Source organism: Elusimicrobiota bacterium (assembly GCA_040757695.1).
Classification (GTDB): Bacteria; Elusimicrobiota; UBA8919; order UBA8919; family UBA8919; genus JBFLWK01.
In genome coordinates, this window is record JBFLWK010000004.1 from 25,863 (window position 1) to 51,166 (window position 25,304).

General features: G+C 35.8%; 27 protein-coding genes and 1 tRNA gene. All 28 read left to right on the forward strand.

The features are described 5' to 3' along the window. The first annotated feature begins 58 nt into the window (after window positions 1-58). The 28 genes from AB1349_01185 (at window position 59) to AB1349_01320 (ending at window position 25,300) form a co-directional block, all read left to right on the forward strand. Window positions 59-760, forward strand: coding sequence for a carboxypeptidase regulatory-like domain-containing protein (locus AB1349_01185; protein MEW6555950.1), 702 nt, complete (start codon window positions 59-61; stop codon window positions 758-760). Further along, on the forward strand, window positions 726-1,214 hold the full coding sequence (locus AB1349_01190; protein ID MEW6555951.1) for a hypothetical protein: 489 nt from the start codon (window positions 726-728) through the stop codon (window positions 1,212-1,214). Before AB1349_01185 ends, AB1349_01190 begins: the two co-directional genes overlap by 35 nt. Window positions 1,215-1,219: 5 nt before the next feature. Continuing rightward, window positions 1,220-2,353 carry a hypothetical protein gene (locus AB1349_01195; protein ID MEW6555952.1) on the forward strand — a complete coding sequence of 378 codons (1,134 nt, stop codon included), beginning with the start codon at window positions 1,220-1,222 and terminating at the stop codon, window positions 2,351-2,353. A 79-nt stretch (window positions 2,354-2,432) separates the two neighbouring features. After that, window positions 2,433-3,050, forward strand: coding sequence for a dTMP kinase (gene tmk, locus AB1349_01200; GenBank protein MEW6555953.1), 618 nt, complete (start codon window positions 2,433-2,435; stop codon window positions 3,048-3,050). A 98-nt stretch (window positions 3,051-3,148) separates the two neighbouring features. Further along, window positions 3,149-4,006 (forward strand): DNA polymerase III subunit, encoded by an 858-nt coding sequence (locus AB1349_01205; protein ID MEW6555954.1) that lies wholly within the window; start codon window positions 3,149-3,151, stop codon window positions 4,004-4,006. Window positions 4,007-4,027: 21 nt separating this feature from the next. Further along, on the forward strand, window positions 4,028-4,816 hold the full coding sequence (gene ricT / locus AB1349_01210; protein ID MEW6555955.1) for a regulatory iron-sulfur-containing complex subunit RicT: 789 nt from the start codon (window positions 4,028-4,030) through the stop codon (window positions 4,814-4,816). A 4-nt stretch (window positions 4,817-4,820) separates the two neighbouring features. Further along, window positions 4,821-6,248, forward strand: a complete 1,428-nt coding sequence (metG, locus tag AB1349_01215; GenBank protein ID MEW6555956.1) for a methionine--tRNA ligase — start codon at window positions 4,821-4,823, stop codon at window positions 6,246-6,248. Between the two features lie 20 nt (window positions 6,249-6,268). Continuing rightward, window positions 6,269-6,844 carry a class II aldolase/adducin family protein gene (locus AB1349_01220; GenBank protein MEW6555957.1) on the forward strand — a complete coding sequence of 192 codons (576 nt, stop codon included), beginning with the start codon at window positions 6,269-6,271 and terminating at the stop codon, window positions 6,842-6,844. 35 nt (window positions 6,845-6,879) lie between these two features. After that, window positions 6,880-7,329: a glycogen-binding domain-containing protein gene (locus AB1349_01225; GenBank protein MEW6555958.1), complete on the forward strand. Its 450-nt coding sequence runs from the start codon at window positions 6,880-6,882 to the stop codon at window positions 7,327-7,329. Then, the gene (locus AB1349_01230; GenBank protein ID MEW6555959.1) at window positions 7,326-8,684 is read left to right on the forward strand and encodes a hypothetical protein; all 1,359 of its coding nucleotides are present in this window, start codon (window positions 7,326-7,328) and stop codon (window positions 8,682-8,684) included. Before AB1349_01225 ends, AB1349_01230 begins: the two co-directional genes overlap by 4 nt. A gap of 182 nt (window positions 8,685-8,866) precedes the next feature. Then, a complete protein-coding gene (locus AB1349_01235; GenBank protein ID MEW6555960.1) occupies window positions 8,867-10,378 on the forward strand; it encodes a Do family serine endopeptidase in 1,512 nt (503 codons plus the stop codon). Next, window positions 10,378-10,450, forward strand: a tRNA-Ala gene (locus AB1349_01240). The genes AB1349_01235 and AB1349_01240 overlap by 1 nt, the downstream gene beginning before the upstream one ends. A gap of 69 nt (window positions 10,451-10,519) precedes the next feature. After that, on the forward strand, window positions 10,520-11,002 hold the full coding sequence (locus tag AB1349_01245) for a hypothetical protein (GenBank protein ID MEW6555961.1): 483 nt from the start codon (window positions 10,520-10,522) through the stop codon (window positions 11,000-11,002). A gap of 83 nt (window positions 11,003-11,085) precedes the next feature. Then, on the forward strand, window positions 11,086-12,129 hold the full coding sequence (recA, locus tag AB1349_01250) for a recombinase RecA (GenBank protein ID MEW6555962.1): 1,044 nt from the start codon (window positions 11,086-11,088) through the stop codon (window positions 12,127-12,129). Then, entirely contained in the window at window positions 12,130-12,543 is a 414-nt protein-coding gene (gene nikR / locus AB1349_01255) for a nickel-responsive transcriptional regulator NikR (GenBank protein MEW6555963.1), read from the forward strand. Between the two features lie 328 nt (window positions 12,544-12,871). Next, window positions 12,872-14,839, forward strand: coding sequence for a TonB-dependent receptor (locus AB1349_01260; GenBank protein MEW6555964.1), 1,968 nt, complete (start codon window positions 12,872-12,874; stop codon window positions 14,837-14,839). A gap of 301 nt (window positions 14,840-15,140) precedes the next feature. Further along, window positions 15,141-15,368: a hypothetical protein gene (locus tag AB1349_01265; GenBank protein ID MEW6555965.1), complete on the forward strand. Its 228-nt coding sequence runs from the start codon at window positions 15,141-15,143 to the stop codon at window positions 15,366-15,368. Between the two features lie 138 nt (window positions 15,369-15,506). After that, window positions 15,507-15,644, forward strand: a complete 138-nt coding sequence (gene rpmH / locus AB1349_01270) for a 50S ribosomal protein L34 (protein MEW6555966.1) — start codon at window positions 15,507-15,509, stop codon at window positions 15,642-15,644. After that, window positions 15,645-15,992: a ribonuclease P protein component gene (gene rnpA, locus AB1349_01275; protein MEW6555967.1), complete on the forward strand. Its 348-nt coding sequence runs from the start codon at window positions 15,645-15,647 to the stop codon at window positions 15,990-15,992. It abuts the gene before it with no gap. Between the two features lie 4 nt (window positions 15,993-15,996). Continuing rightward, window positions 15,997-16,203, forward strand: coding sequence for a membrane protein insertion efficiency factor YidD (gene yidD, locus AB1349_01280; GenBank protein ID MEW6555968.1), 207 nt, complete (start codon window positions 15,997-15,999; stop codon window positions 16,201-16,203). A gap of 23 nt (window positions 16,204-16,226) precedes the next feature. Then, a complete protein-coding gene (gene yidC / locus AB1349_01285; GenBank protein MEW6555969.1) occupies window positions 16,227-17,756 on the forward strand; it encodes a membrane protein insertase YidC in 1,530 nt (509 codons plus the stop codon). A gap of 157 nt (window positions 17,757-17,913) precedes the next feature. Then, on the forward strand, window positions 17,914-18,594 hold the full coding sequence (gene jag, locus AB1349_01290) for an RNA-binding cell elongation regulator Jag/EloR (protein MEW6555970.1): 681 nt from the start codon (window positions 17,914-17,916) through the stop codon (window positions 18,592-18,594). 77 nt (window positions 18,595-18,671) lie between these two features. Continuing rightward, the gene (gene mnmE / locus AB1349_01295; GenBank protein MEW6555971.1) at window positions 18,672-20,093 is read left to right on the forward strand and encodes a tRNA uridine-5-carboxymethylaminomethyl(34) synthesis GTPase MnmE; all 1,422 of its coding nucleotides are present in this window, start codon (window positions 18,672-18,674) and stop codon (window positions 20,091-20,093) included. A 22-nt stretch (window positions 20,094-20,115) separates the two neighbouring features. After that, window positions 20,116-20,475 carry a TSUP family transporter gene (locus AB1349_01300; protein ID MEW6555972.1) on the forward strand — a complete coding sequence of 120 codons (360 nt, stop codon included), beginning with the start codon at window positions 20,116-20,118 and terminating at the stop codon, window positions 20,473-20,475. A 3-nt stretch (window positions 20,476-20,478) separates the two neighbouring features. Then, entirely contained in the window at window positions 20,479-21,669 is a 1,191-nt protein-coding gene (locus tag AB1349_01305) for a hypothetical protein (GenBank protein ID MEW6555973.1), read from the forward strand. A gap of 1 nt (window position 21,670) precedes the next feature. After that, a complete protein-coding gene (locus AB1349_01310; protein ID MEW6555974.1) occupies window positions 21,671-22,516 on the forward strand; it encodes a hypothetical protein in 846 nt (281 codons plus the stop codon). Then, window positions 22,480-23,127, forward strand: coding sequence for an N-acetylmuramoyl-L-alanine amidase (locus tag AB1349_01315; protein ID MEW6555975.1), 648 nt, complete (start codon window positions 22,480-22,482; stop codon window positions 23,125-23,127). Before AB1349_01310 ends, AB1349_01315 begins: the two co-directional genes overlap by 37 nt. Before the next feature lie 298 nt (window positions 23,128-23,425). Next, window positions 23,426-25,300: a PQQ-binding-like beta-propeller repeat protein gene (locus tag AB1349_01320; protein MEW6555976.1), complete on the forward strand. Its 1,875-nt coding sequence runs from the start codon at window positions 23,426-23,428 to the stop codon at window positions 25,298-25,300. Window positions 25,301-25,304 lie beyond the last annotated feature (4 nt).

Sequence of the window (25,304 nt, forward strand, 5' to 3'; positions counted from 1 at the left end):
AAGTATAAATTTTAAATCTGTTTTTTTCTGCGAAAATCTGCGTCCTATTAACTTGATTATGCCTAAATCAGATAAAAAACAAGCCGATTATTGTAAAAAAAATAGTGGTTTTACCTATCTTGAGATTGTCTTGTTTCTTGCGCTGGTTTCTTATATTGTGATTACCTTTGCCCAGCTTATTATGAAGGTCAATGTAAGCGAAAAAACATCTCAGGATATGTCAGTTGCTTCAAATTTTGCACGCAGTCAATTAGAACAACTCCGTGCTACACCGTTCTATTTTATTGGTGAATCAAGCGGGACGTTTTTTGATAATAATAAAAAATATGACTGGCTGGTTGAAGTATGGTTTATGACGGAAGAATTCGGGAAACTGGCAGTAGCACCTGATACCACCGATTTGAAAATGGCAAATGTCGTTCTGAAATGGTTTGATTCTGCAGGCGAAAAAACATATTCTATGTCATCGTTGTTTGCGAATTACAGTGGACTTAAATTCGGTAGCTGTTCAGTTTCCGGGCGTGTGACAACAACCGCTTCCGGTGGTATAGAGAATGGGTTTGTGGAGATACCCGGTACGATATTCAATACCTATACCGGATGTAATGGTGCGTACAAACTGAATTTTTTGCCTTCCGGCTCATTCAGGGTAGTCGCTTCCGGAGCGGGCTATCAGACAAAAGAAATCGTTGTTGAGAATCTCGGTTTTTCGGAAGCCAGAAACGATGTCAATTTTTTGCTTGCTAAAATTGAAAAATAAAGGTTTTACATTGATAGAGGCGCTTCTGGCAGTTGTGTTTTTATCAATTATTGGGACAGGTGTAATTTATTTTTTCAAAAATAGTTTTTATACTCTCTCTAAAACACAGGCGAATATCAATCTAAGAGACGAATCTGTAGCAGCATTTGAAAATTTGGTTAACGATTTGCGTCGGGCAGAAAGTTCTACAATTGTGATTGATAGATTTTCACAAAATTGTCCGCAGAACTCAATGGTTTTGTTTTCACTTTATACATCAACTGAAAAAATTTCATACTACCAGAAAGGCTCAGCACTGTATATTAACCGACGAAATATAACCCAAAAACTTTGCGATAATCTCGTATCTGTTAAGTTTTCTTCTGCAAGTTATAAAACATATTCAATAGCAGCATACTTAAGCGATTCCAAAAATAATTTCAATTTTTCAACTGATGTATTTGTAAGAAATTAGGTAATATGAATAATCGCGGGTATTCAACATTTTTTTTGATTTTAGTTATGCTGGTGCTTTTAACTCTTAGTTCTTCAACAGTTTTTCTGACAGCAAACAAAACTAAAAAAGATGTAAAAGTACGAATCGTATCACAAGCATTGGCGTTAGCGGAAGCAGGTATTGACCGCACAATCTGGAAACTGAAAGGCAATTTTGCGTTTTTGCCAACCCAAAAAATTGTCTATAATGATTTTGCATCGGGTGAAATAAAGGTAGAAGTAGAAAATATCGGCGCTAAGATCAAAATAGTTTCTGAAAGTAATTACCGTGGCGAAAAAGAAAAAATTGAAGCAATTATCGTCAGTTTATTCCCGACTGAAATGCAAAATGCACTGACCTCGTTTTCTAAACTGAAACTGCTGACCGATAAAATAAAATGGGGAATCATATGTTCAGGCGGTGATATTTTTTTTGTAGACGAGTATATACCGACCGATATTCAAATATATTCTACTGGCTGTGGCTATATCGTGCCGTATACGAAATTAAATTCAAACGATTACAGATATTTTACAAATTTGCATTTTTACGGCGACCCCGAAGACAGTTTTGAACCTGCTACATTCAAAAATATTAGCGGATTTTATAATGATTTTAACTGGAATATTCTTAAAGAAAAAGCCAAAGAAGCCGGCACATATTTCAACGGCAGTATTCCACAACAAAAACTTTTAACAATGGATGCCACTGAAAAAGTGATTTTTGTAGATACTGTTGATGGTAAGGAGTTCAGTTTAAACAATTCGTCTAACTGGGCAGAGGTGGTTGTTGACTGCCCCGTTTTTCAAACGGGCTGTTTGATAATTATGGGAAATTTGACATTTATCGGTTCAGGCGGTGGCGCAGTTTCTATAACAAATACTCAGACATCTGTCTACAAGTTTTTGGATAATGTTTTTTTCTCAGGTTTTATATTCTGCGCTGGCAAATTTTCAGTTGATGGTAATGGCAAGTTCTTTGGGTCTATTTCTGCCAATTCATTTGACGATAATAAAATACCGGAAATCTGGTATAATACAAACTTCAAATATCAGCCGATTCCTTGTTTTTCAGATGCTGTAGCAATTGACTCCTGGCAAGAAATAAAACCCGAATAAAGACACCGAACAGAGATACCGAATAACAACCGAATAATTCGCGTGTATTCGGTTAAAATTCGTGTTGCATTCGTGATTTATGAGAAAAGGATTTTTTATAACATTAGAAGGACCTGACGGCTGTGGGAAGACCACGCAATCCAAATTACTGATAAAAAAACTTGAAAAACTGGGGTTTGATATAGTGCATACACGCGAACCAGGCGGCACACTTTTTTCAGAAACAATCAGAAAAATTTTGCTGAACCCCAAAAACAGAATTTGCCCGCTTGCCGAACTTCTGTTTTACGAAGCCTGTCGGGCTCAACATACAAAAGAACTAATTCTGCCGGCTATTAAATCCGGCAAAATTGTAATCTGCGAACGCTATGCAGATGCATCGGTTGCATATCAGGGATTTGGCAGAGGGCTTGATATAGAAACAATTATGCAGTTGAACAAAATTGCAACAGATGGCTGTGAACCCGATTTAACTATCTATTTTGATGCAGATATAAAAAAAGGTCTTGCCCGTGCGCAGAAAAGAGGAAAAGACCGGCTTGAAAATGAGAATTATTTATTCCATAAAAAAGTAAGAAACGGTTATAGGTGGCTTGCCAAAAAGTTCACGAACAGAATAAAAGAGATAAATGCTAGTGATACAATAGAAAATATAGCAACAAAAGTTTTTGATATCGTTATCAAGAAAACTGCATAACCACGAATTAACACGAATAAACACTAATTTTAATTTTTTGTTAAAATCTTTTCGTGTAAATTTGTGTTCATTCGTGGCTATAATTTATAATTTCCTATATGCAAATTATAGGTCATAAAAAACAGGTAGAAATGCTTTTTTCAGCAGTAAATAATAAAAAGGTTCATTCTGCCTATTTGTTTGTAGGGCAGGTTGGGATTGGTAAGAAACTGGTTGCTTTAGAGTTTGCCAAAATGTTAAACTGCCAGAATAAAACCAGCAGTTCTCAAAAAAAAGCATGTGGAGAATGTATCTCATGCCGAAAAATAGAGTCCGCTACACACCCTGATGTGATAACGATTCCCATTTTAGAAGATAAATCATGGATTTCAATTGACCAGATAAGAGATATGATTAAGGGCTTACAATTCCGTGCTGTGATGGGTGGTTATAATGTCCGAATAATTGATGATGCACATTTAATAAAAGAAGAATCCGCCAGTGCACTATTAAAGATACTTGAAGAACCACCAACTCAAACTGTCATAATTCTTATCACATCAATACCTGGCTCGCTGCCACGCACAATAATTTCACGATGTGTCACAGTTCATTTTAGTACGCTTTCTGACGCCGAAATAAAGAATGAGATTAGAAAATATAACCTAACTGATGAAGAACTGAATTTCATAACCTCTGTTGCTATAGGTTCACTTGGTAAAGCACTGGAATTTGTAAATGATAAGGATTTAATATCAGAATATAGGAATGTTTTTGCTGATTTTATAAATGGACATTATACGACCAAAAAATTTAACAGAAAAGAAGTTATCAAATTCCTGGATATACTTGCAAGTCAGACAAGAATAAATAACATTCAGAAACTGGAAAATGTGTTAAGAATAAAAAACTATATCAGACGGAATGCGAATATATCGTTAGCATTAGAAGTATTAAGGATGAGTTTGTCGGGGTGAGCGAAGCGAAAGGAAAAAATTATGCCGCTTGCTGTTGGTGTGCAGGTAAGAAGGACAAAAGATATAGTTTATTGTGATGCTGGTTCTATTGATGTATCAATGAATAGTATTCTTGTGGTTGAGACGGAAAACGGATTAGAAGTTGGCACTGTAGTAATCCCGGAACAGATGTTAGAGATAAAAACAAAAGAACCACTGAAAAAAGTTGTTCGGCTTTTTACAGACGAGGATGCCAAGCAGATTGAAGAGAACAAATTAGCTGCCAAAAAGGCGCTTCCGATTGTGATAGAAAAAATAGAAAAACTAGGGCTTAAAATGAACCTTTCAATGATAGAGTATACCTTTGAACGATTCAAACTTTTTATCTATTACACAGCGGAAGAACGGGTTGATTTCCGTGAACTGCTGAAAGAATTAGGTGCGGTGCTTAAAACAAGAATCCAAATGGTTCAGATTGGTGTTCGGGATGAGGTAAAAATTTTAGGCTCACTTGGTCATTGTGGTGAAATTTGCTGCTGTCAGCGGTTTTTGAAAGATTTTACATCAGTAACCGCCGATATGGCAAAAGAACAGAACCTTGCTGTTAACCCCGCCAAAATTTCCGGGGTTTGCGGAAGGCTTATGTGTTGCCTGGCGTTTGAACATAGTTTTTATATTTCTGCTGGTAAAAACTATCCATCAGTAGGCGATGAAATTACGCTTCCAGAAGGCAAAGGGAAGATATCAGGTATTAATATCTTCAAGTCAGAAGTTACCGTGCAGTTTGAAGATGGGCGTGCTAAAAAATTTCATCCTGCACAGCTAAAATAGAAAAATGGGAAAAATATTTTATATTACAACGCCACTGTATTATGTAAATGACAAACCACATCTAGGACATTCCTATACAACGATTGCGGCTGATGTGCTTGCCAGATATTACCGTTCAAAAAAGATTGATATATTTTTTTTGACAGGCACTGACGAGCATGGCGCAAAAATTGAAGAATCAGCCCAACAGAATAATTATGAAACACAGCAATGGGCAGATAAAATTGTTGACGAGTTCAAACTACTCTGGCAGCGGTTGAATATTTCATATAACGATTTTATCAGAACAACTGAATATAGACATATAAAAAAGGTTCAATCTGTTTTTGAGCAGTTGCTTAAAAACGGTAATATCTACAAAGGTAAATATATTGGCTGGTATTGTGTTGCGTGTGAATCATACTATACAGATACCCAACTTATAGACGCGAAATGCCCTGATTGTGGAAAAGATGTAAAACGGTTAGAGGAAGATTCGTATTTTTTTCAGTTAGCAAAATATCAAAATATACTGCTTGAACATTACGAACAGAATCCGAATTTTATGCAGCCGTCCTGGCGTGCTTCTGAAATCGTAAACTTTGTCAAATCAGGGCTGAAAGATTTAGCCATTTCAAGAAAAAATGTGAGATGGGGAATCCCTGTACCTGACGATGAAACTTATACAATTTATGTCTGGTTTGATGCATTGCTTAATTATATTTCTGCTGCTGAAGAAAAAAACATCTGGCCTTGTGATGTACATTTCGTGGGTAAAGAAATTTTTAAGTTCCACACAGTTGTCTGGCCTGCAATGCTTTTAGCATTAGGGATACCACTGCCGAAAACAGTTTTTGCGCATGGTTGGTGGACGGTCAATGGCGAAAAGATGTCAAAATCAAAAGGTAATTTTGTTGACCCGCATAATTTTATTGATAAATACGGCTGTGATGCTTATAGATATTTTGTTATACGGCAGATACCATTCGGGCAGGATGGCGATTTTTCAGAACGAAGTTTTCAGGAAAGATATAACACCGACCTCGCTAATAATTTAGGTAACCTTATATCCCGCATATTTTCAATGGTAGAAAAGTATTCCTTACAAAATGTTGTTCCGAAAGCATGTAGTGAATTTTCTATCGGCAGATTACTGAATAGTTTTGATGACAGATTTACAAAAAGCATGGAAAATATTGAATTAACAGCATCACTTGAATTGATATGGGAAATTATTGATGAAGCGAACAGAGTGATTGATTCTGAAAAACCGTGGCTTCTTTTTAAGACAGACCCAAAACGGCTACAATTTGTTTTTGAGAACCTTTTTTCAGTAGTTGAAACAATCGCAAAAGCAATAGGTCCATTTATGCCTGATACAGCAGAGAAACTGAAAAAAATAATCGCTGAAAAACAGGTTCAAAAACCGCTTTTTCCGAGAATAAATGATTGATGGGGGCGGGAGGAGGTGCAATGTTTAACGACATAATCAAATTCGGGCGTGAGATGATGTTTCAGGGGCTTAATAATTCGCATAGCGGGAATGTCTCGTGCCGCCGAGCAAATACGATTTATATCACCCGACACGGTGCACGGCTTGGCGATTTATCATATCAAGATTTTGTAGCAGTAAATCTCAAAGACGAAAAAAGAGATAAAGATGCATCAGTTGAAATTAAAGCACACCGTGCAATTTATCTCGCAAACTCTGAAGTTCAAGCGATAATACACGCGCATCCGCCCAACGCAATTGCGCTTTCATTAAACTGCGAAAAAATAATACCGATTGATATGGAAGGGAATTACTATCTACCTGAAATACCTGTTTTAACAGAATGTAAAGAGACAATCTCATCAGAATGTGTTGCCGAGAATCTACCGCAAATGTTAGGTAAATACAAGGTTGTTGTCGTAAAAGGGCATGGTAGTTTTGCAGTTGGCAAAAATTTTGAAGAAGCATATCTGTATACTTCTGTCTGTGAAAGTGCATCTAAGATAATTATCTTCAATAGAATAACGCAGATGAAATCAGCGGTAATCAGCGATTAAAATCAGCGGCAATCTGCGTTAAAAAAGGAGTTGAAATGACGAAAAAAATTCTGTTATGGGCTGGGTTTATTATCGGTATCGTGATTGTTGCATTCCCATCGTTGATGCTTGTAGAACGGATTCGGAAAGTGGCAGTAAAAAAAGGAAAACCTAAAGAACCGATAAAACAGGAAATAACACAAAAACCAGAACCTGTAAAAGAAAAAAGCAACTATCCAAAAATAACAGAAAACGGTGTTGTTTTCCAGTATAAAGATGATACTGCACAGAAAGTTTTTGTTGCTGGAACTTTTAATAACTGGGATGGCAGACAAGGTATAATGACGAAAAATGCTGATGGTGTGTGGGAATCAATATTAAAAGTTAAACCAGGCAGATATAATTATAAATTCAAAGCAGATGGTAATTGGGTGATAGACCCACAGAATCCTGTCTCGGCTGACGATGGTAAAGGTGGTCGGGTGTCAGTACTGATTGTAGAATGAAACAGTATTTATTTCTTATCGCTTATTTCTTATCGCTTATCTCTTATACATATTGTTCCGTTATTTACATAAATACTGAAGAAGATATTAAAAATTTTAGTATTGCGCTCTCAACAACTGCCAAAAATATTTTTGTAATTCCATCAGACCTATTAAAAAATCTTTCTGACGAGAATAAGTTAACTATAAAAAAAATGAAAACGGATAATCTTGCCGAATTTGCTGGGACCACCTATACAGAAGTGCTACTGCCACTGCTTTACAAAGCCCAACTTGTAGCCGATGTTCAACAGCAGATTAATAAAGGCAGACAGGTTTATTCTGAAGTTTTTGACGAAGAGCCAGTTGTTTTTTGTCCATATATGGGAATTGTTGCCCAAGAAGTTTTAGAATTAGTAAACCAAACTGGTTACACTGTTTTTATTTCTTCTTCAGGTGAACCTGTAGAACTAAAAAATATACCAGTATTATCAGCGCCGGATTTGTCTCGCTGGCTTGATGCTCCTATTCAGAAACTTGCGTGGAATTACATACAACAGACACGGACAAAATTAGACGAATATGCCGATTCTGAATCATATACTACTGAAAAATATGATGCGGTATTAGAAGAACTCTATCTTTTAGAAAAACCGATATGGTATGAAAATTATGTATCAGTTGATACTGATAGAAAAAAAGAGAATGATATGTGGTTTCGTGCGGGGCTGTCAAATATATATCGTGTAGTTGGTTTGCAACCACCGTCAGAAATATCAGTACCATTTTTTGGTTTGGTAGCAGATTTCTCAGGAACTAATATACCAGCCGGGAACCATGGCGATTACCTTGTTTACTTTGAAGACAGCGAAATTTTGAGTTCTTCTTCCTCCATCTGTAATATAACGGCGTTTGGTGTCCAGAAATCATCGGATATTCTTATTTTTGATATTTTTGTATCTTCTCAAGAAACAGAAACTATAGATGTCTATATTGATATGAACAAAAAAAATAATGTTGGTAGTACTGCCTTCCTTGCAGGGCATAGCGGTTTTACTGATTCTGTTTCTGCTTGGGAGTATGCGATTTCTGTTTCTACTATTGCTGCCGAACTTTTCAGATATAACAGAAACGATTTACCAACCCGATTGCGAGTATTTGGCGTTGAACTAACAGGGGGGGTAGGGGGGGGAGGGGGAGTAGAGAGTAAAAAAGTTAGAATAGGAATCCCACAAAATTATATACGAGGAAATCCTAAAAACTGGGGCTATGTTGTCTGCGGGTTTCTGCCATCAGGCGAGGTTTTTGATGCTGTGGGGTATAATGTGTCTTCACCAGAAACAGTTATACAAATTCCAGCATTAAGAACAAAATAAGTTTTGCTCGTCGGTAATTTTTGGTTTTTCAATTAGGACAAATGTACTAATTGAAATTTTAGGATTTAGAGTTTGGAATTTGTCTTGCTTCGCCAATGCTCCGTAGGACTATTCTCCGAAGCTTTAGCGAATGAGAATGTTTGTAATTTGTAATTTGTAATTTGTAGTTATTGGGGGTGTTTATGACCAATACGAATTCTGCACGAAAAAATTTTTTCTGGACGGTTGTTATTTTAGGTTTAGTTATTTTAGCATTTGCTATTGGTAAATCGCAAAAAAAACAGAACACATCGCTTGGGATTAAAACATCTGTCTCACAGGAGGTCTTGAATCTGCAGGAAGCATTTGTTAATGTAGCAGAAGAGGTGAAGCCAGCGGTTGTATCAATTTATACCGAGCAGATTATAAAAGAAATAGTGCCGTTTGATTTTTTCTTCTCAGACCCGTTTGACGATTTTTTTGACGATTTTTTTGGTCAGCCGTTGCCTCGTCGGCAAAAACCTCAAAAAAAGTACTATAACCAGCGAAGGATTGAAGGTGCGGGAAGCGGTGTTGTGATAGACCAGGATGGCTATATTCTTACAAATTATCACGTTGTGAAAGAGGCAGAAAAAATTACTGTAAAACTTGCAGATGACAGAGAATATACTGGAAAGGTTATTGGCAAAGATGCCAAAACGGATTTAGCAGTAGTAAAGATAAAAGCACCTAAAAAACTTGCGGTCGCTAAATTAGGCGATTCAGATAAGATTCGTGTTGGCGATTGGGCGATTGCGATTGGTTCGCCTTTCGGGTTAGAACAAACGGTTACCGTCGGCATCATTTCAGCAAAAAGACAGAATATAAAAGCGCAAGGGAATGTGTATCGCGATGTTATTCAGACGGACGCGTCTATAAACCGCGGTAATTCCGGTGGCCCGCTTGTTAATATACATGGCGAGGTTGTTGGTATCAATACACTTATTTACAGTCAATCCGGTGGGTCTGTTGGTGTTGGTTTTGCAATACCGATAAATCGTGCGAAAGAGATTTTGGAGCCGCTCATTTCCAAAGGGAAAGTAGACAGAGGGTTTCTTGGCGTCAATATAAAGAAGGTTGATGAGGTGATTGCCCGACAGTCGCAACTTAAAGCGCCTGCGGGTGTTCTTGTAGAAAATGTGTTAGAAAATACCGCAGCTGATAAAGCAGGTATCAAACGTGGCGATATCATTTTAGAATTTGATGGCAAAAAAATTGATACACCAGAAAAACTGCAGGATACCGTAGCGGCTGCTCCACCAAATAAAAAAGTGGATGTTGTTATTTGGCGGGATGGTTCCCAAAAGACGATTTCGGTTATTCTTGGTGAATGGCCTGAAAGTATTACTCAAGCTCCATCAAGACCAGAATCAGAAAAGGAAAAAACTGCCCAATGGCTTGGTATGAAAGTAAAACAATTCTCAAAAGAACTGGCAGAAGAATTGAATATTTCGCCAGACGAACAGGGTGTTGTGGTTGTTGAGATAGAAAACAACTCAAAAGCAGCCGAGATGGGACTTTATACAGGCGATATCATAAGAGCAATCAATCGGACAAAAACAACTACACTCGCCGAATTTGAGTCAGTAACAAAGAAGATATCTTTTTCTGAAGGTATACTGTTTGATATCAACCGAGGCGGGAACTTAATATACAGAACATATATAGAAAAATAGGGGGTGTAGCTCAACTGGGAGAGCGCTTGCATGGCATGCAAGAGGTCAGGGGTTCAATTCCCCTCACCTCCATTTTGATTTTGTAATTTTTTTCTTGACTTTTTCATAATTTTTGCTATAATCTTTATAAAGGAGAATTTTATGCTGAAGATTGTACTGTTGTTAATAATAAGTTTCAGATTTCAGTGTGGTATGCTTTTTTCTCAGGAAATCAGTATGGAAGACAAAATGATTGGCTATACATTAAAGACATTAGCAAAATCATATCTTGCTGCAACTGATATCAATAAGTTGAAAAAAAACAGTATTGATAAACTCATCAAAATAGATAATGTAAAATTCCAGAAGCAGTATGCAAAGGTCTATGAAGACCTCAAAAACTTACCTGAGCCGATTAAAGCCAAATATGAAATTACTGCAAAAATGACCCGAAAACAAGCAATGAGACTTATAGCCCGCATGAATAAGAAAAAACTTTACGAAATAATAGATGCTATTCCACATAAAGTCATTGCTGATAGAGTTAAGCAATCTATTACCGGTAAAAAAGAAGAAAAAGGCAGTACAACTAAACAACTGAAAGATGTTTGGAATAAAGCAGTAAAAGAGTTAGAAGAAAAATGAATTAGTCCAATTGGACTAATTGAAAATTCAGGATTTAGAATTTGGAGTTTGGGATTTGGAATTTGCCGTTAAAAGGGGGCTATATGTCAAAAGTAGAAAAATCAGACAAAGAAAAAGCATTAGAGTTGGCGCTTTCACAGATAGAAAAAGAATACGGGAAAGGTGCAGTGATGCGACTTGGCGAAAGCCCACACCAGAAAGTAGAAGCAATACCGACGGGCATCATCGGGCTTGATGTTGCAATTGGTGTTGGCGGTATCCCTAAAGGCAGAATCATAGAACTTTTCGGGCCTGAGTCATCAGGCAAATCAACACTCTGTCTTCAACTTATTTCCAGTTGCCAGAAATTAGGCGGCACCTGTGCATATGTAGATGCTGAACATGCGATGGATCCTGTTTATGCGACAAGGTTAGGTGTTGATATTGATAAACTTATTATTTCTCAGCCGGATAGTGGTGAGCAGGCACTTGAAATTACTGAAAAACTCGTCCGAAGTAACGCAGTTGATATAATCATCATTGATTCCGTTGCTGCGCTTACGCCGAGAGCAGAAATAGAAGGTGAAATGGGCGAAGCGCATATGGGGCTTCAGGCACGGCTGATGTCTCAAGCGTTGAGAAAACTTACTGCAATTGTCTCAAAATCCAAAACATCCATTATTTTTATCAACCAAATCAGACAGAAAATAGGTGTAATGTTCGGTAACCCCGAAACCACAACGGGTGGTCTCGCATTAAAATTCTATGCATCAATTAGAATGGATATACGAAGAGTCACAACACTCAAAGAGGGTGATGAAGCGGTTGGGACTCGTGTTCGTGTGAAAGTTGTAAAGAACAAAATTGCACCACCATTCAAGCAAACAGAGTTTGAAATGAAATTCGGTGAAGGGATTTCACCTGAAGGAAGTATTATTGATACTGGTATTGAGTATAGTATTGTTGAAAAAAGTGGCAGTTGGTTTGTGTATAAAAATGAACGATTAGGGCAGGGGATGGATAATGCAAAAACATTTTTGAGAGAAAATCCGAAAATTGCTGATGAAATAAAAAAAGCAATTTTTGAAAAAACACTTGGCACACCTGCTGTAGAAAAAGACGAAAAGAAAGAAAAGAAAATAACATAAATGGGAAGATTATTCAGATTTGGCGTCTCGCTGGACAGCGAACTGCTTAAGAAGTTTGACGAACTAATCAATAGCCGCAATTATACCAATCGTTCAAAGGCGATTGCCGATTTAATTCGTAAAGAATTTGTGACGGAACAGTGGAGAAAAGGTGGCGAAATCGCGGGTGCGATTACTCTCGTGTATGACCATCATAAGAGAGAACTGGTAAATAAACTTACCGATATCCAGCACGATTTTCAGGAAATTGTAATTTCAACCCAGCACATACATTTAGACCATGATAACTGTCTGGAAATAATCGCAGTGAAAGGCAGGGCAGCCGAAGTCGAAAAACTGGCGAATACCTTAAAATCAATAAAAGGTGTAAAACATGGAACATTAAGCGTATCTACGACAGGGAAAGAGTTTTAATTTTTTTTCTTTGTGAGTAGCACGAATTTTATTTTTGTAGCAATTATAAAAAAGGAATTTGCGGAATGGCGGGTTTTAACCTGCCGTCAATGGAGCAAATTCACACAATAATGTAGCACCCAATTTTAATCGGGTTAATAGGAGGTAGTGTGTATGAATGTAAAAAAGGCGGAAGTACAGTTCTGCTCATAACCCACGGTTTTAACCGTGGGTGAACGATGTGAATAGAACTGCGTTCCGCCAGAAACATTATAGTAAATTTGTGGCTTGGTTGCAAGTGGAAAAATCCAATTAGTACAATTGTACTAATTGAAAAACGGAGGTTGAGATGGGGAAAATTTTTTTAATAATGATTTTTTGTTTTTTTTCACCGGTTGGTTTGTGTAAAGCAACAGATATTGTTATTTCAATAACAAAGGCAGCAACACCACTAAAAAATTATCCGGGCAATGTTTCCATAATTGGAAAAGAAGATATGGAAAAAGTAAAAGCTGAAAATCTTGACGAGCTTATTACTAAAACAGTTCCTGATATAAATATGCAAGAGTCACAGTACTGCCAAACAAGAACCAGACAGGTAACTCTGCGTGGAGTTAATGAACAGGGCAAAACACTTGTTCTTGTTGATGATATTCCAGTACAAAGTCCCTGTCACGGTTGGCTTGATTGGGATCTTATTTCTCCAGAAAATGTGGAAAGAATAGAAGTTGTAAGAGGTCCGGTATCAAGTTTATATGGTTCCGGCGCAATGGGTGGAGTAATTAACATCATTACGAAGATGCCTGTTAGAAAAAGGGAGACGCTTATTAAAACTTCATTTGGAAAGATGAATACAAAAATTTTGGATTTATCTCAAGCAGGCGATTTTAAAAAATTTGCGTATACTGTCAACGGACGTCTTTTTAATACAGATGGCTATATTGCTGAAAAGAATCCACAAACTTATAATATCAAACGCGATAGAGATCAGCAGAATATTAACTCTAAATTCATTTTCAGACCGACAAACAATTCATCTTTTACCCTTGGGCTATTTCGTAATAATGACAGGTTTGGTAGAGGAAGAAAATATTCTAATTCAGATATGACTACCACTTTTGGATATTTAAGTTTCAATAAGGAATTAAAGTTTACACAGTGGCATTTGAATTTGTATTCAGATTATCATAAATGGTTAATAGATTTTGACCGGCCTCCAAATTACAATAATTTATATAGTGTTGAAGATTTTGACATGAAAGATATTGGCAGCGGTTTACAACTGAACCACATTACAAATCAATTCGGTAAATTTACATTCGGTATTGATAATAAATATAGCGAAATAACGCAATCAGCCGATTACAAAACTGTTACAAGAGAGTCACAAACAAAAGGAAAACAAATTTATCTTGCGCCATTTTTTCAAGACGAATATACCATATTTGATGAAAAATTAATGCTAACATTGGGTAGCCGGCTGGACTGGTACAAAAATTACGATGGTTCTTTCTATGATACAAATCCCGCTCCTTTACAACCAATTGATATGAGTTATTCTGAAAAAGAGTGGTATGGATTCTGTCCAAAATTTGCCCTATTGTATCGTTTGGATAAAAGAACCACTTTCAAAACATCTGTGGGAAAAGGTTTCCAATCTCCTTCTCTTCCACTCCTTTACACAATAATGACTCGGGGGGTAAAAACTGTGAAAGGCAATCCAGAACTTGTCCCGGAATATCTTTGGTCATATGAAATAACAGCCGATCGGATGATAAATAATCGGTTGTTTGCTAAATTCACACTCTATCAGAGTGAAGGAAATGATTTTATTGCCAGCCGCACCATAGCACCTAATACATTGCAATTTGATAACATCTCCAAAGTCCGAATGCGCGGGATAGAAACGGAACTTAAATATGATATGACATTAGACCTTTCCGGTTCTTTGGGTTATTCATATAGTTATACGGAAGTTATTAAAGATGAAGCAAATCCTCAAACAGAAGGTAATACGCTCGCATTTATACCGTATAATAAACTGATTTTTGGTATTAATTACGACGTTCCAAATCTGTTTGCAATAAATTCTAAGATGAAATACACAGATAAAATGTATTCTGATATAGAGAATACCAAACCATTGGTTGATTATTGGACATTTGATATTGGTGTTTCAAAAAAGATATATAAAAATATAAAAGTAAAAATTGATTGTGAAAACGTGTTTGACGAAAAATATGATATTCCTGACATGTCGGAAGATTTAGTCGCTCCCGGGCGGGTTATTAACGGTTCAGTAAATGTAAAATTTTAGAAGTACAAATATAAGGAACTGAAACAGATTCTTGAAAAAGAGAAAAAAACTAGCTGAGGTTATAAATGAATCCAAACTTGAATTTCATAGTGTATTGATGGTGGGACTCGGTGAATCATATCAGGATAGAGTGGAACATATGTTTTACTTGAAGGAATTCCATAATTTTAGATATTTTCCAATTACATGGTTACACAGTCCCAAAGGTTTACTGTTAGAAAACTATCCACAAACTTACAAATGGGAAGTTAGAAGTTGAGTCGCAGATATTGAAGCGTCTAACAAATTCAGGAAGTGGACCGTGTCCAATTTTGTCATAACGATTGTAATTTTAGTGGTTGTATTATGCTTGTATGGTTATATTTTATTTAGCATGCCTATATATGCAATGCCTGCCTTAAAAATTGGGATAGCAAGTTTTATCACTGCCTTACCGCTTATTCTTCTTGCATTTGCACTTGTAGGTGCTTTACAGATTATTTTGCCAAAAACAATTTTTATTAAATATTTAAGCGAGCAAGATTCGTAGTAATTAAGATAATCTCTACAATAATTTTTCCACCAATAGCAGGACTTATTACTCACATATTTTCACGTGGGATTTCAATATGAATTAAAAAAGTTTTCTATTGACAAGAATAGAGAAAAAAGTTAAAATAATCCTATTATGAAACCAACTTTTAGACCGAATGTTAGAAAACGGAAAAAGAAAATCGGATTCAGGGCAAGAATGAGAACAGCAAGTGGTAGAAAAATATTGAGCAATCGACGATATAAAGGCAGAAAAAAACTAATACAGGTGTAAATGGGTCTTGCTCGGCAGTATCGGTTAACTAAATCAGACAATTTTTTGGAAATCAAGAAAAATGCCAGAAAAATTTTATCAGGTGGGTATAGTTTCTATATCTGTCTGAATAACCGGGATATTTCCCGGCTGGCAGTAATAGTTTCTGAAAAATTAGGGAACGCCTGTTTGAGACACCGTTTGAAACGAATAGTGCAGGAAGTTTTTCGTCTTAATAATAGAAGTTTTACAAAAAATGTGGATATTATAATAATTGCCCGAAATGAGATTTCACCAACTGTTTGTTATTCTGATTTTGAGTGCTGTTTCTTATCTGCATTCCAAAAAGCAAATTTATTAAAAGTATAGAAATATGAGATTACTGTCAATTTGGTTCATCAGAATATATCAATTTTTTGCAAGACCATTCCCACAACAGTGTAGATTCTATCCGAGTTGTTCACAGTATGCTGTGGAATCGTTGGAAAAATTCGGGTTTATAAAAGGCTGGTTTTTAACTTTAAAACGGCTGTTGAAATGTGGCCCCTGGCACCCAGGTGGCTATGATGCTGTACCATAGATGTTTCTGAAAAAAAATAAGAAATGGAAAAAAGAACTTTTTTAGCAATCGTTTTGTCAATAGCAATCCTTATAGGTTGGCAGTGGTTGTTCGGACCTAAAAAGCGTATCACATCTACAAACACACCAGTATCAGCAGTTGACGATACCAGAAAAACAGCTAAATCAGCATTGCAGAGTCCATCTATTCCTTCTGCTTCCATTGACCTATCTACAAAACAGGCAAAAACTTTTCAGATTAAAACGGATAAGGCGATTTATGTTTTAAGTGAAAACGAAGCATCAATTGTAAATTGTTTTATCAAAGAAGAACGTTTAAATGAAAAAACTTCAGTTGAACTTGTGTTAGATGGGAAGTTACTTAACGACAGAGATAGCGGTATCTGGTCAAATATACCCGTAAAAAATCAGCCATATCAGACAAAATTTGGTCGGTTCACTAGCGATTTTTACATAGAAAAAACATTTTGTTTCAGTAACGATTCTTATTTGATAGATATAAAATACACCATCTTGAACAAAACCAAGTTCCCAAAAGTTTTTGATGGTTTATCATTGGCTATCGGGCCGGGATTAGGCACAGATGCGAAAGAAATGAAGGAAAACAAACGACTTTTAAGAACGATTTCGTATTCACATAAAAAGGTTGAGAAACTGAAATTCGGCGGATATCAATTTTCATCAAAATGGGTAGGTATTGATAACAGATATTTTCTTTCCGTTTTCTGCCAGACAACAGATGGTTTCAAAATAGTAATATCTTCAGATGTTGAAAAAATGCCGTTGGTATTCACTTCTACCAGCAAAATTGAGTTCAGTCCATCCGAAAAAAAATCGTTTTCAATAACTTCATATACCGGTCCAAAAGGTTTTAGCCGTCTTAAAGGAATTAAAATAGGTAATACCAAACTACAACTTGAAAAAGCGGTTGATTTCGGATTTTTCGGTGACCTTGGCGAAATTGCACTTGCTGCCTTGAACTTCCTTTATAAAATTACTCATAATTACGGTTGGGCAATCGTGATAATATCCATTTTTCTTAATATTGTTTTTTTTCCGCTTTCTAAAAAACAATTTGCTTCTGCACAGGCAATGAAATCAATCCAGAATGAAGTAAAAGCGCTCCAGATAAAATACAAATCCGACCCTAAAAAAATGAATGCTGAAGTATGGAGCTTGTATAAATCAAAAGGCGTGAATCCATTCAGCGGATGTCTACCAATGCTGATTCAGTTGCCAATTTTCTGGGCGCTGTTTACAATGTTAAGAAACGCCTACGAACTCCGCGGTGCGCAATGGGTTCTATGGATTGCTGATTTATCTACAAAAGACCCGTATTATGTTCTGCCTGTTTTGATGGGTGCCGGGATGTTTTTGCAACAATGGATGTCCACAAGCACGGCAGACCCAACACAAAAACAAATGATGATTATGATGCCTATAATTTTTACAGTGATGTTTTTAGGTTTCCCATCCGGCTTGGTGATATACTGGCTTACCAATAGTGTTGTAACGATTATAGAACAATGGCTGATTTTCGAGAAAACTTCATAACCACAGATTAACACAGATGTCATGCTGAATGAAATGAAGCATCTCGGTTTTGAGATTCTTCGGGCTTTTCCATCAGAATAACATTTTTTCAGTGTTCACCTGTGTTTACCTGTGGTTAAATTTGACAATACCGTAGTTAAAACGGAGGCAATAGTGTATGAAAAAGGAGATTGAATCAACAGGCAGGAATGTAGATGAGGCAATAGAGAACGGACTGAAACAACTCGGGCTGACAAGAGAAGAGGTAGAGATTAAAATTTTAGATGAAGGCAAATCAGGACTCTTCGGGTTGATGGGTTCGGCACCTTCAAGAGTAAAAATATCCACTAAAATACATCCTGCTGCCGAAAATTCAAAAGAGAAAGAAAAAACATCAGCAAAAACCGAACCAAAAATATCCACATTGGCAGTTGAGATTCTATCAAAAATGCTTGAATTAGCAGGTTTTGTAGCCAAAATGTCAACAGAAAACACAGAAGCTGGGCTGGTTTTGAATGTCTCATCTGAAGATAGTGCAATTCTTATTGGCAGGCAGGGGCAAACAATGAAGGCAGTAGAATATTTGCTGAAACTTATCTTGAGCAAACAAGAAGGCCGGAGTGTAAATATAATGCTCAATATAAATGGTTATCTTGAAAAACGAAATGAAAGAATTGTTAAGAAAGCGAAAGAACTTGAAGAACAAGTTAAGATGAAATGCGAGCCGATAGAAATCAAACTGCCTGCCAGTGAACGAAAAATAATCCATATAACCTTAAAAAACAGTGAATTTGTTGAAACAGTATCTGAAGGTGAAGGCGAAGATAGGAAACTTATTATTAGACCAAAAAATAAATGAATTTGTGAAATGAGGAATTTCAATTCCTTGTCAATGGAGCAAATTCAAACCATAATGTAGCCGAGAATTTATTCTCGGTGAGCAAAGCGAAGGTGAAGATATATTCTGATGATACAATCGTTGCTATTTCAACACTTGTTGGTGAAGCCGGTATAGGAATTGTTCGCTTAAGCGGTCCGTCTGCTATTGATATTTCCTCAAAAATTTTCAAGCCAAAATCAAAAAAAAACATATCTGAACTCCCTTCCTTTACTACTCATCTTGGCAAAATTGTAGAAAATGAACAATTGGTAGATGAAGTGCTTCTGACAATAATGAGGTCGCCCAAGTCGTATACTCGTGAGGATGTTGTAGAAATATCCTGTCACGGTGGCTTTCTCACGCTTAAAAAAACACTTGAACTCTGTATAAAATATGGTGCACGGCTCGCAGAACCAGGCGAGTTCACAAAAAGGGCGTTCCTGAATGGTAGAATTGACCTGTCTCAGGCAGAAGCGGTGTGTGATATAATAAAAGCCAAAACAGATATTGCCCTGTCCTGTGCATTACAGCAGCTGAATGGCGCCTTATCGCAGAAAATAAATGAACAAAAAAGCAAAGTTGTAGACACATTGGCTACACTGGAGGTGGCGATAGATTGTGCGGAGGATGAAATTCCTGTCTTGGAAGGTTCTGAATTAACAAAAAAAATAGTAGAAATAGAAGATGGATTAGAAAAAATGCTTTCTACATTTTTAACAGGTAAAATTTTTAGAGAAGGTGTAAGATGTGCGATTGTAGGCAAGCCCAATGTAGGAAAATCATCATTATTAAATCTTTTAGCAGGTCAAGACAGAGCGATAGTAACGGAAATACCGGGCACCACACGGGATATAATTGAAGAAACAGTTAGCATTTATGGTATCCCGCTTATTTTGATAGATACCGCAGGTATAAGACGTCACAGCCAGGATATTGTAGAACAGATAGGGATAGAAAAGGCACAGGAAAGATTGAAAACTGCCGATTTGGTACTGTTTGTTTTGGACTCATCACAAGGGTTATCTTCAGAAGATTTTCATATTGCAGAACTGGTTATTTCTAAAAAAGCGATTCTTGTTTTGAACAAATCTGACCTCGCCACATCACCATTCTCCCCCCTCCCTACCCAAAAAATTGGTGATATCTCGCAACTTGGAATTGTTGCACCTGCTGTATCAATTTCAGCGCTCAAAAATGAAGGTATAGACGAACTAAAAAGGGTTATTTACGAGTCATTTATATCAAACGGTATCAGCACAAGTGAGTTTTTTTTATCAAACACAAGGCATAAAATACTGGTTGAAAATGCGATTAATTCACTTGAAAAGGCAAGAGATTCAATTACCGCAGGTCTTTCAGAAGAGTTTATTGCACTGGATTTAAGGGCTGCTTTGAATTATCTCGGCCAGATTACTGGTGAAGTGCCAACCGAACAAATACTTGACAGAATTTTTTCAAACTTTTGTGTTGGAAAATAATTTTTCAGAGGAGGGCAGGAAAATGCTAAACATTGCGTATCTTTTTGCTGGATTAGTTGCTGGTATTTTTGGCGGATTATTCGGGCTTGGTGGCGGGTCTGTTTTAATACCGTTACTTGTTTATCTTTTCAAAATGACACAACATCAAGCGCAAGGGACAACACTTGCTGCGATGATTCCACCTATCGGACTACTCGCAGCACTCAAGTATTATCAAGCAGGACATATCAATATCAGAATCGCAGTACTTATTGCGGTTGGATTTTTTATTGGTGGATTTTTGGGCGGTACTTTTGCTCAACCGATAAACGACACGGTTCTTAAAAAAATTTTTGGTTTGTTTTTTGCAGTTATTGGACTCCAAATGTTTTTAGGAAAATAGGATATGAAATTTTCTGTTTTGCCAATTTTGATATTTTTGTTTGTCAGTTTGGTTTTTGCCGAATTTCCTAAGAGTGATGACCTTGATAACGAATATGAAATAGATATATTTATGGACTATTTTTTGCCCGAGCGGAATTTTGCATACCTCGCTTCTTCATCAGGGATAAGAGTCACTGCCGGTAGTTTAGATATAAAACGGCTTTATCTTCAGGAAGAATTAAAAATAAAATTACCGCTTGTCAATGACAAATTATGGACAAGATTTTTTCATATAAGAAATAAAACAATTGACTACGAAAGAACATTTGATGAGATAGAGTTTGAGTATTCACCATTAAGCAAAATCTATCTTTCAGTATTAGGCACACCGGAATTTTATAAACATAATGCAGATTTAGGTTGGGCGATAAGGTATGCAAAGGATGAAGGGAATGGATTTAAACTTGCATATATCCTGGCTGATTTTGATAACAACTACGCATTTCAGCATCGCACAACAAATCTTGGTTTTGAAAAATTTTATCAGAAAACACCTAAAAAATGGCGTATAGAAATAAAAAAAATTGGGCATAACATAAAAAGTTACATTTTCTTTGAGTGTAATACAAAATCAGTTTTCAGTTATGATGACTTAATGGATACCACAAAAAATTACAGTGAATCACACGAGAGTTATTTTATTGACTCAAACTTCAGTTTAAGCATTTGCTCAAACTGGAAATTTTGCACAGATTTTTATATTAGAGAAACGAAAAACAAAAAGGAGTTTACGATTCCACAGCAAGCACAAGATTTTAACGATGCTGAAAAGAAATATCTTGTCAGACCGTTTGTTGAACAGTATCTCTTAAATAGTGTCAGATTGTTCTATGGATTTTCATTCGTGAAACATTATTTATCACTACAAAATTATGATTATACGAGAACAAATATCGGCGGATTTCTTTCTGTGGTTTTGAACATTTGTTCAAATACGGAATTAGAAGTCGGATATATTCACGATGATGTAGATTGGACGAAAAATTCTCAATCCGAATACAACCGAGAAAACCGATTAAAACTCGCAATTGAATATAAATTTACCGAAAAATCACAAATAAAACTTATCACCGGCTGGGATTTAGATAAAGAGGACTGGGGCACCTTTGCATTTTTTGACGGCGGACATATTCAGTTGCAGATATTGTTTTAAGATGAACAAAAACTTTTACCTGTTACTTTATACTTTATACTTTATACTTTACACTGCTTTTACCGGTTGTTCTATATATCCACGCAGACAAAAATTTTGTAAAGTTATATTTTCAGAAAAACAGATTCCTGTATTAAAAAGTATCGCTGTCTGTCCTGTCGCTATCGGGTTCCCTACTGGTGTAGCGACAGAGTTTATACCGCTTGTGAAATCACCATTCGTTATAGAAGATAAATCAAAAAAATGGTTTAACAATCGTGAAGAGCGAATGATTGTTGACCGCGAAACCGCTGAGAAAACAAGCCGTATAACATCTGAACATCTGTATAACATTTTGCTAAAAAGGAAAAAATTCGACCGTATTGTTCATCCTGATAGTGTTAAAAATGTTATTATGAGTAAAAAAGTAAATCTTGGCGAGATTAAACAAGCTAAAGAACTAAACACTACACGGATACTTGAAAAATTGTTTGTTGTTGCTGATAAACTGAAAGTTGATGGTTTAATATTCGGTATAATAAAAAAATGTGAGACAGCCATCAGTTACAAAACTTTTCGCTCGGATGATAAGAGTGATTTCGGTGAATATAAAAAGAGTATAAATTATTCATACAAATTTCAACTTGAAATTGGTGTTTACAGCACTTCCGAAAAAAAAATCGTCTGGATTGGAGAAAGCAGAACAACAAAATCTAAAGCTACACCGGAATTAGAACAAAACCTGCTTATCGCTGTCGCAACTAATAAACTTGACCAATTTTTACAGAGGTATCTTATGGAAAAAATTCTAAAAGAGGAGCCGGAATACCAATGCGTGTTACAAATAGTAAATACATTGCCGTTTTGATAATTTGTTTAGTTACAAAAATTTATTGCTGGACTGAAACAATAACCAGTAAAATAATTGTTGTTGACCCCGGACACGGGACAAAAAATTATGATGGAAAGATTGTAAATTACGGTTGTAAAAGCCCGTCAGGTTTAAAAGAGATGGATGTGGTTATAGATATCGCAGAGATATTAGGCGAGTTGCTTTTACAAAGTGGTGCAACAGTATATTTTACAAGAGACAGACAAAACTTCTGGCGAACTGCTGAAACACAGGATGAAGATAATCAAGCTCGTGCAGAATTCGCTAATTCAAAAAATGCCGATTTGTTTCTGCGTATCCACTGTAACTGGTCACCTGACAAAAAAAAACGCGGCGTCTCTGTTTTGTGGTATAAAGATGACTCAAAAAAAATCGCTGAAACCGTCTATCAAGAAATTAAAAAAACAGGTGTAAAAGTTGACGGTATCAAAAAACAGCATCTTGTCGGTTTTGAATTCGCAAAAGTCCCGTCAATCTTAATAGAATACGGCTATCTATCAAACAAGGAAGACGAAAAACTCTTAAAAGACAAAAAATATCTGCAAAAAGTTTCACAAGCAGTTATCAATGCTCTAAAAATAAAATAACCGCCACTAAAGTGGCTATGAAAGTTATCAAAAATTATGCGTAGTCATATAGCTTAGATTGGGTTCGTTACATAGTGAGAGAAAAATGAAATAAAAATAGAAGTTGCTGCTGTGCCTCAGATGAACACAGACAGAGTCAACCGCAAAAATCATTTATAATTTTTTATTCTGTGTCTATTTGTGAAAATCTGCGGTTACAAGGTTTTCTTGGATATAATGAAATCAGATTTAAAATAAAAATTTATGTTCACATATCCGGAAAAATTTGATGTGATTGTTGTTAGAACTAAATGAAAAAATGAGAAAGATAATTTTAGTTTTTGTAGGGTTAGTATTCATAGTATTATCAGTGCTTTATTCTGTAGACGAAGATTCTACTGTTAACCAAAAATCAAGCATAATATATGATAATTTCTGTCTTATATATGAGTTCCATACTGATTATATAAAACTTACTTCCATTGGAGAATTTACATCCAATTATTATGATGCATTTCCAGTTATTCCTTGTGGTGGTGGGACTTTTTATTCTACAAAAGATGTTTATGATATTATGATAAGTGAGAACATTAAAGATTGTAATATTCGGGAAGGGAAGATAAATTGGCGTGGTGCATCTTATGAAACATTAGATTTTGATTTGATATTTAAGGATACAATTGAACCCGACAAGCGATATTATTACATTATTTCAAGGAAGGTAAATAGATTACCACATTTACATAAAAACAGGCCGATAAAAAAAGATGACCCGCTTTGTATGACTTTTAATATTTCTCCTCAACTATTTATAAAAAATAACTATAGAATAGTAGCAATTCCTAATGATTCAGAATATAAAGGTGATACAGCATATAGACCAACAGAAATTGTAGATTTGGTAGGTTGGCGGTTACTTATTTATGATGTTTCACAAATTACAACAAATATCGCTGCTCATCCAACTTTTACAATTCACACCGACTCGCCAGAATTGGATATTTATGAAGTTTTCGAAAAGATAACAAATAAAAAAATGGATAGATTAAAAATGGTGGCTGTTACAAATATACCCACATATAATGAATTTATGGAAAATTTTTTTGGTAATAAGGAAAAAGAAGATAATAAGCAGGAAACAACAGATTATAGTTTTGGAGTAAGCAAGAGTAAAATATTACCAACGAGCGATAAGTTCTTTTTTCCGCTTGGTATGCTATGGAAAAAAACACTTGTAGACTCTATAGTTGATAGACCTGTGATAAAAGATGGAATAGTTTATTTTGCTTGTAGAGATGAACTTTACAAATATGATTTGTATACAGGGGTATGTCATTGGACTTGTTTACTGTCGGATTCTATCTGTACCAGACCTGTAGTTACTAATGAGAAAATATATATTGGCTGTGCTGATTATAATCTCTATGTAGTTGATAAGCAAAGTGGTACGGTATCTTGGAATTTTACTACAAAGGGTTATGTAAATTCAACACCTGTTGTTTCTAGAAATAAAATATATTTTTGTTCTTTTGATGGATATTTATACTCAATTGATTCAAGCAGTGGGAATCTACTGTGGAACAAAAAAATTGGTGGATGGCATCTTGATGATAAAATACTACCATCAGTAGTAATTGATAAAGACATTCTATATTCTTGTAGTGATAATTTTGTTTATGCTGTTGATTGTTATTCAGGAGAAATAAAGTGGAGATTTAATACAGGAGCAAGAGTTAATTCCTCACCCGCTGTTGGTAAAAATTTGTTATTTGTTGGAAATGACAAAGGACTCTTGTGTGGAATAAACAAGAAAACTGGTAAACAAATTTGGCTAGTGCAGTATACAAGTGGAATAATATCAGATATAGTAATCTACGAGAATTTTTTATATTTTATAACCCTAGATGGCTACCTCTATTGTATTAAATTGAGCCCTAATGAAAATTTGTGTTATGAATGGTGGAAGTATGAAATAGGTTATGAAATTAACAGAAACATCTCTCCTGTAGTAAAGTCCAATTGTGTAATAACAGATTCAGAAAAGGGTTTATTATTTATTCATCCTACCCTTGGTAGTCTTCTTTGGCAATATCCCCAAACATCATCTTGTTTTTGCACACTTGCAGCTGATGCTCCGTATGTTGTATACGAAAACAATAACAGTATTTGGGTTTTATATTCTGAAAGAGAGTAATAAA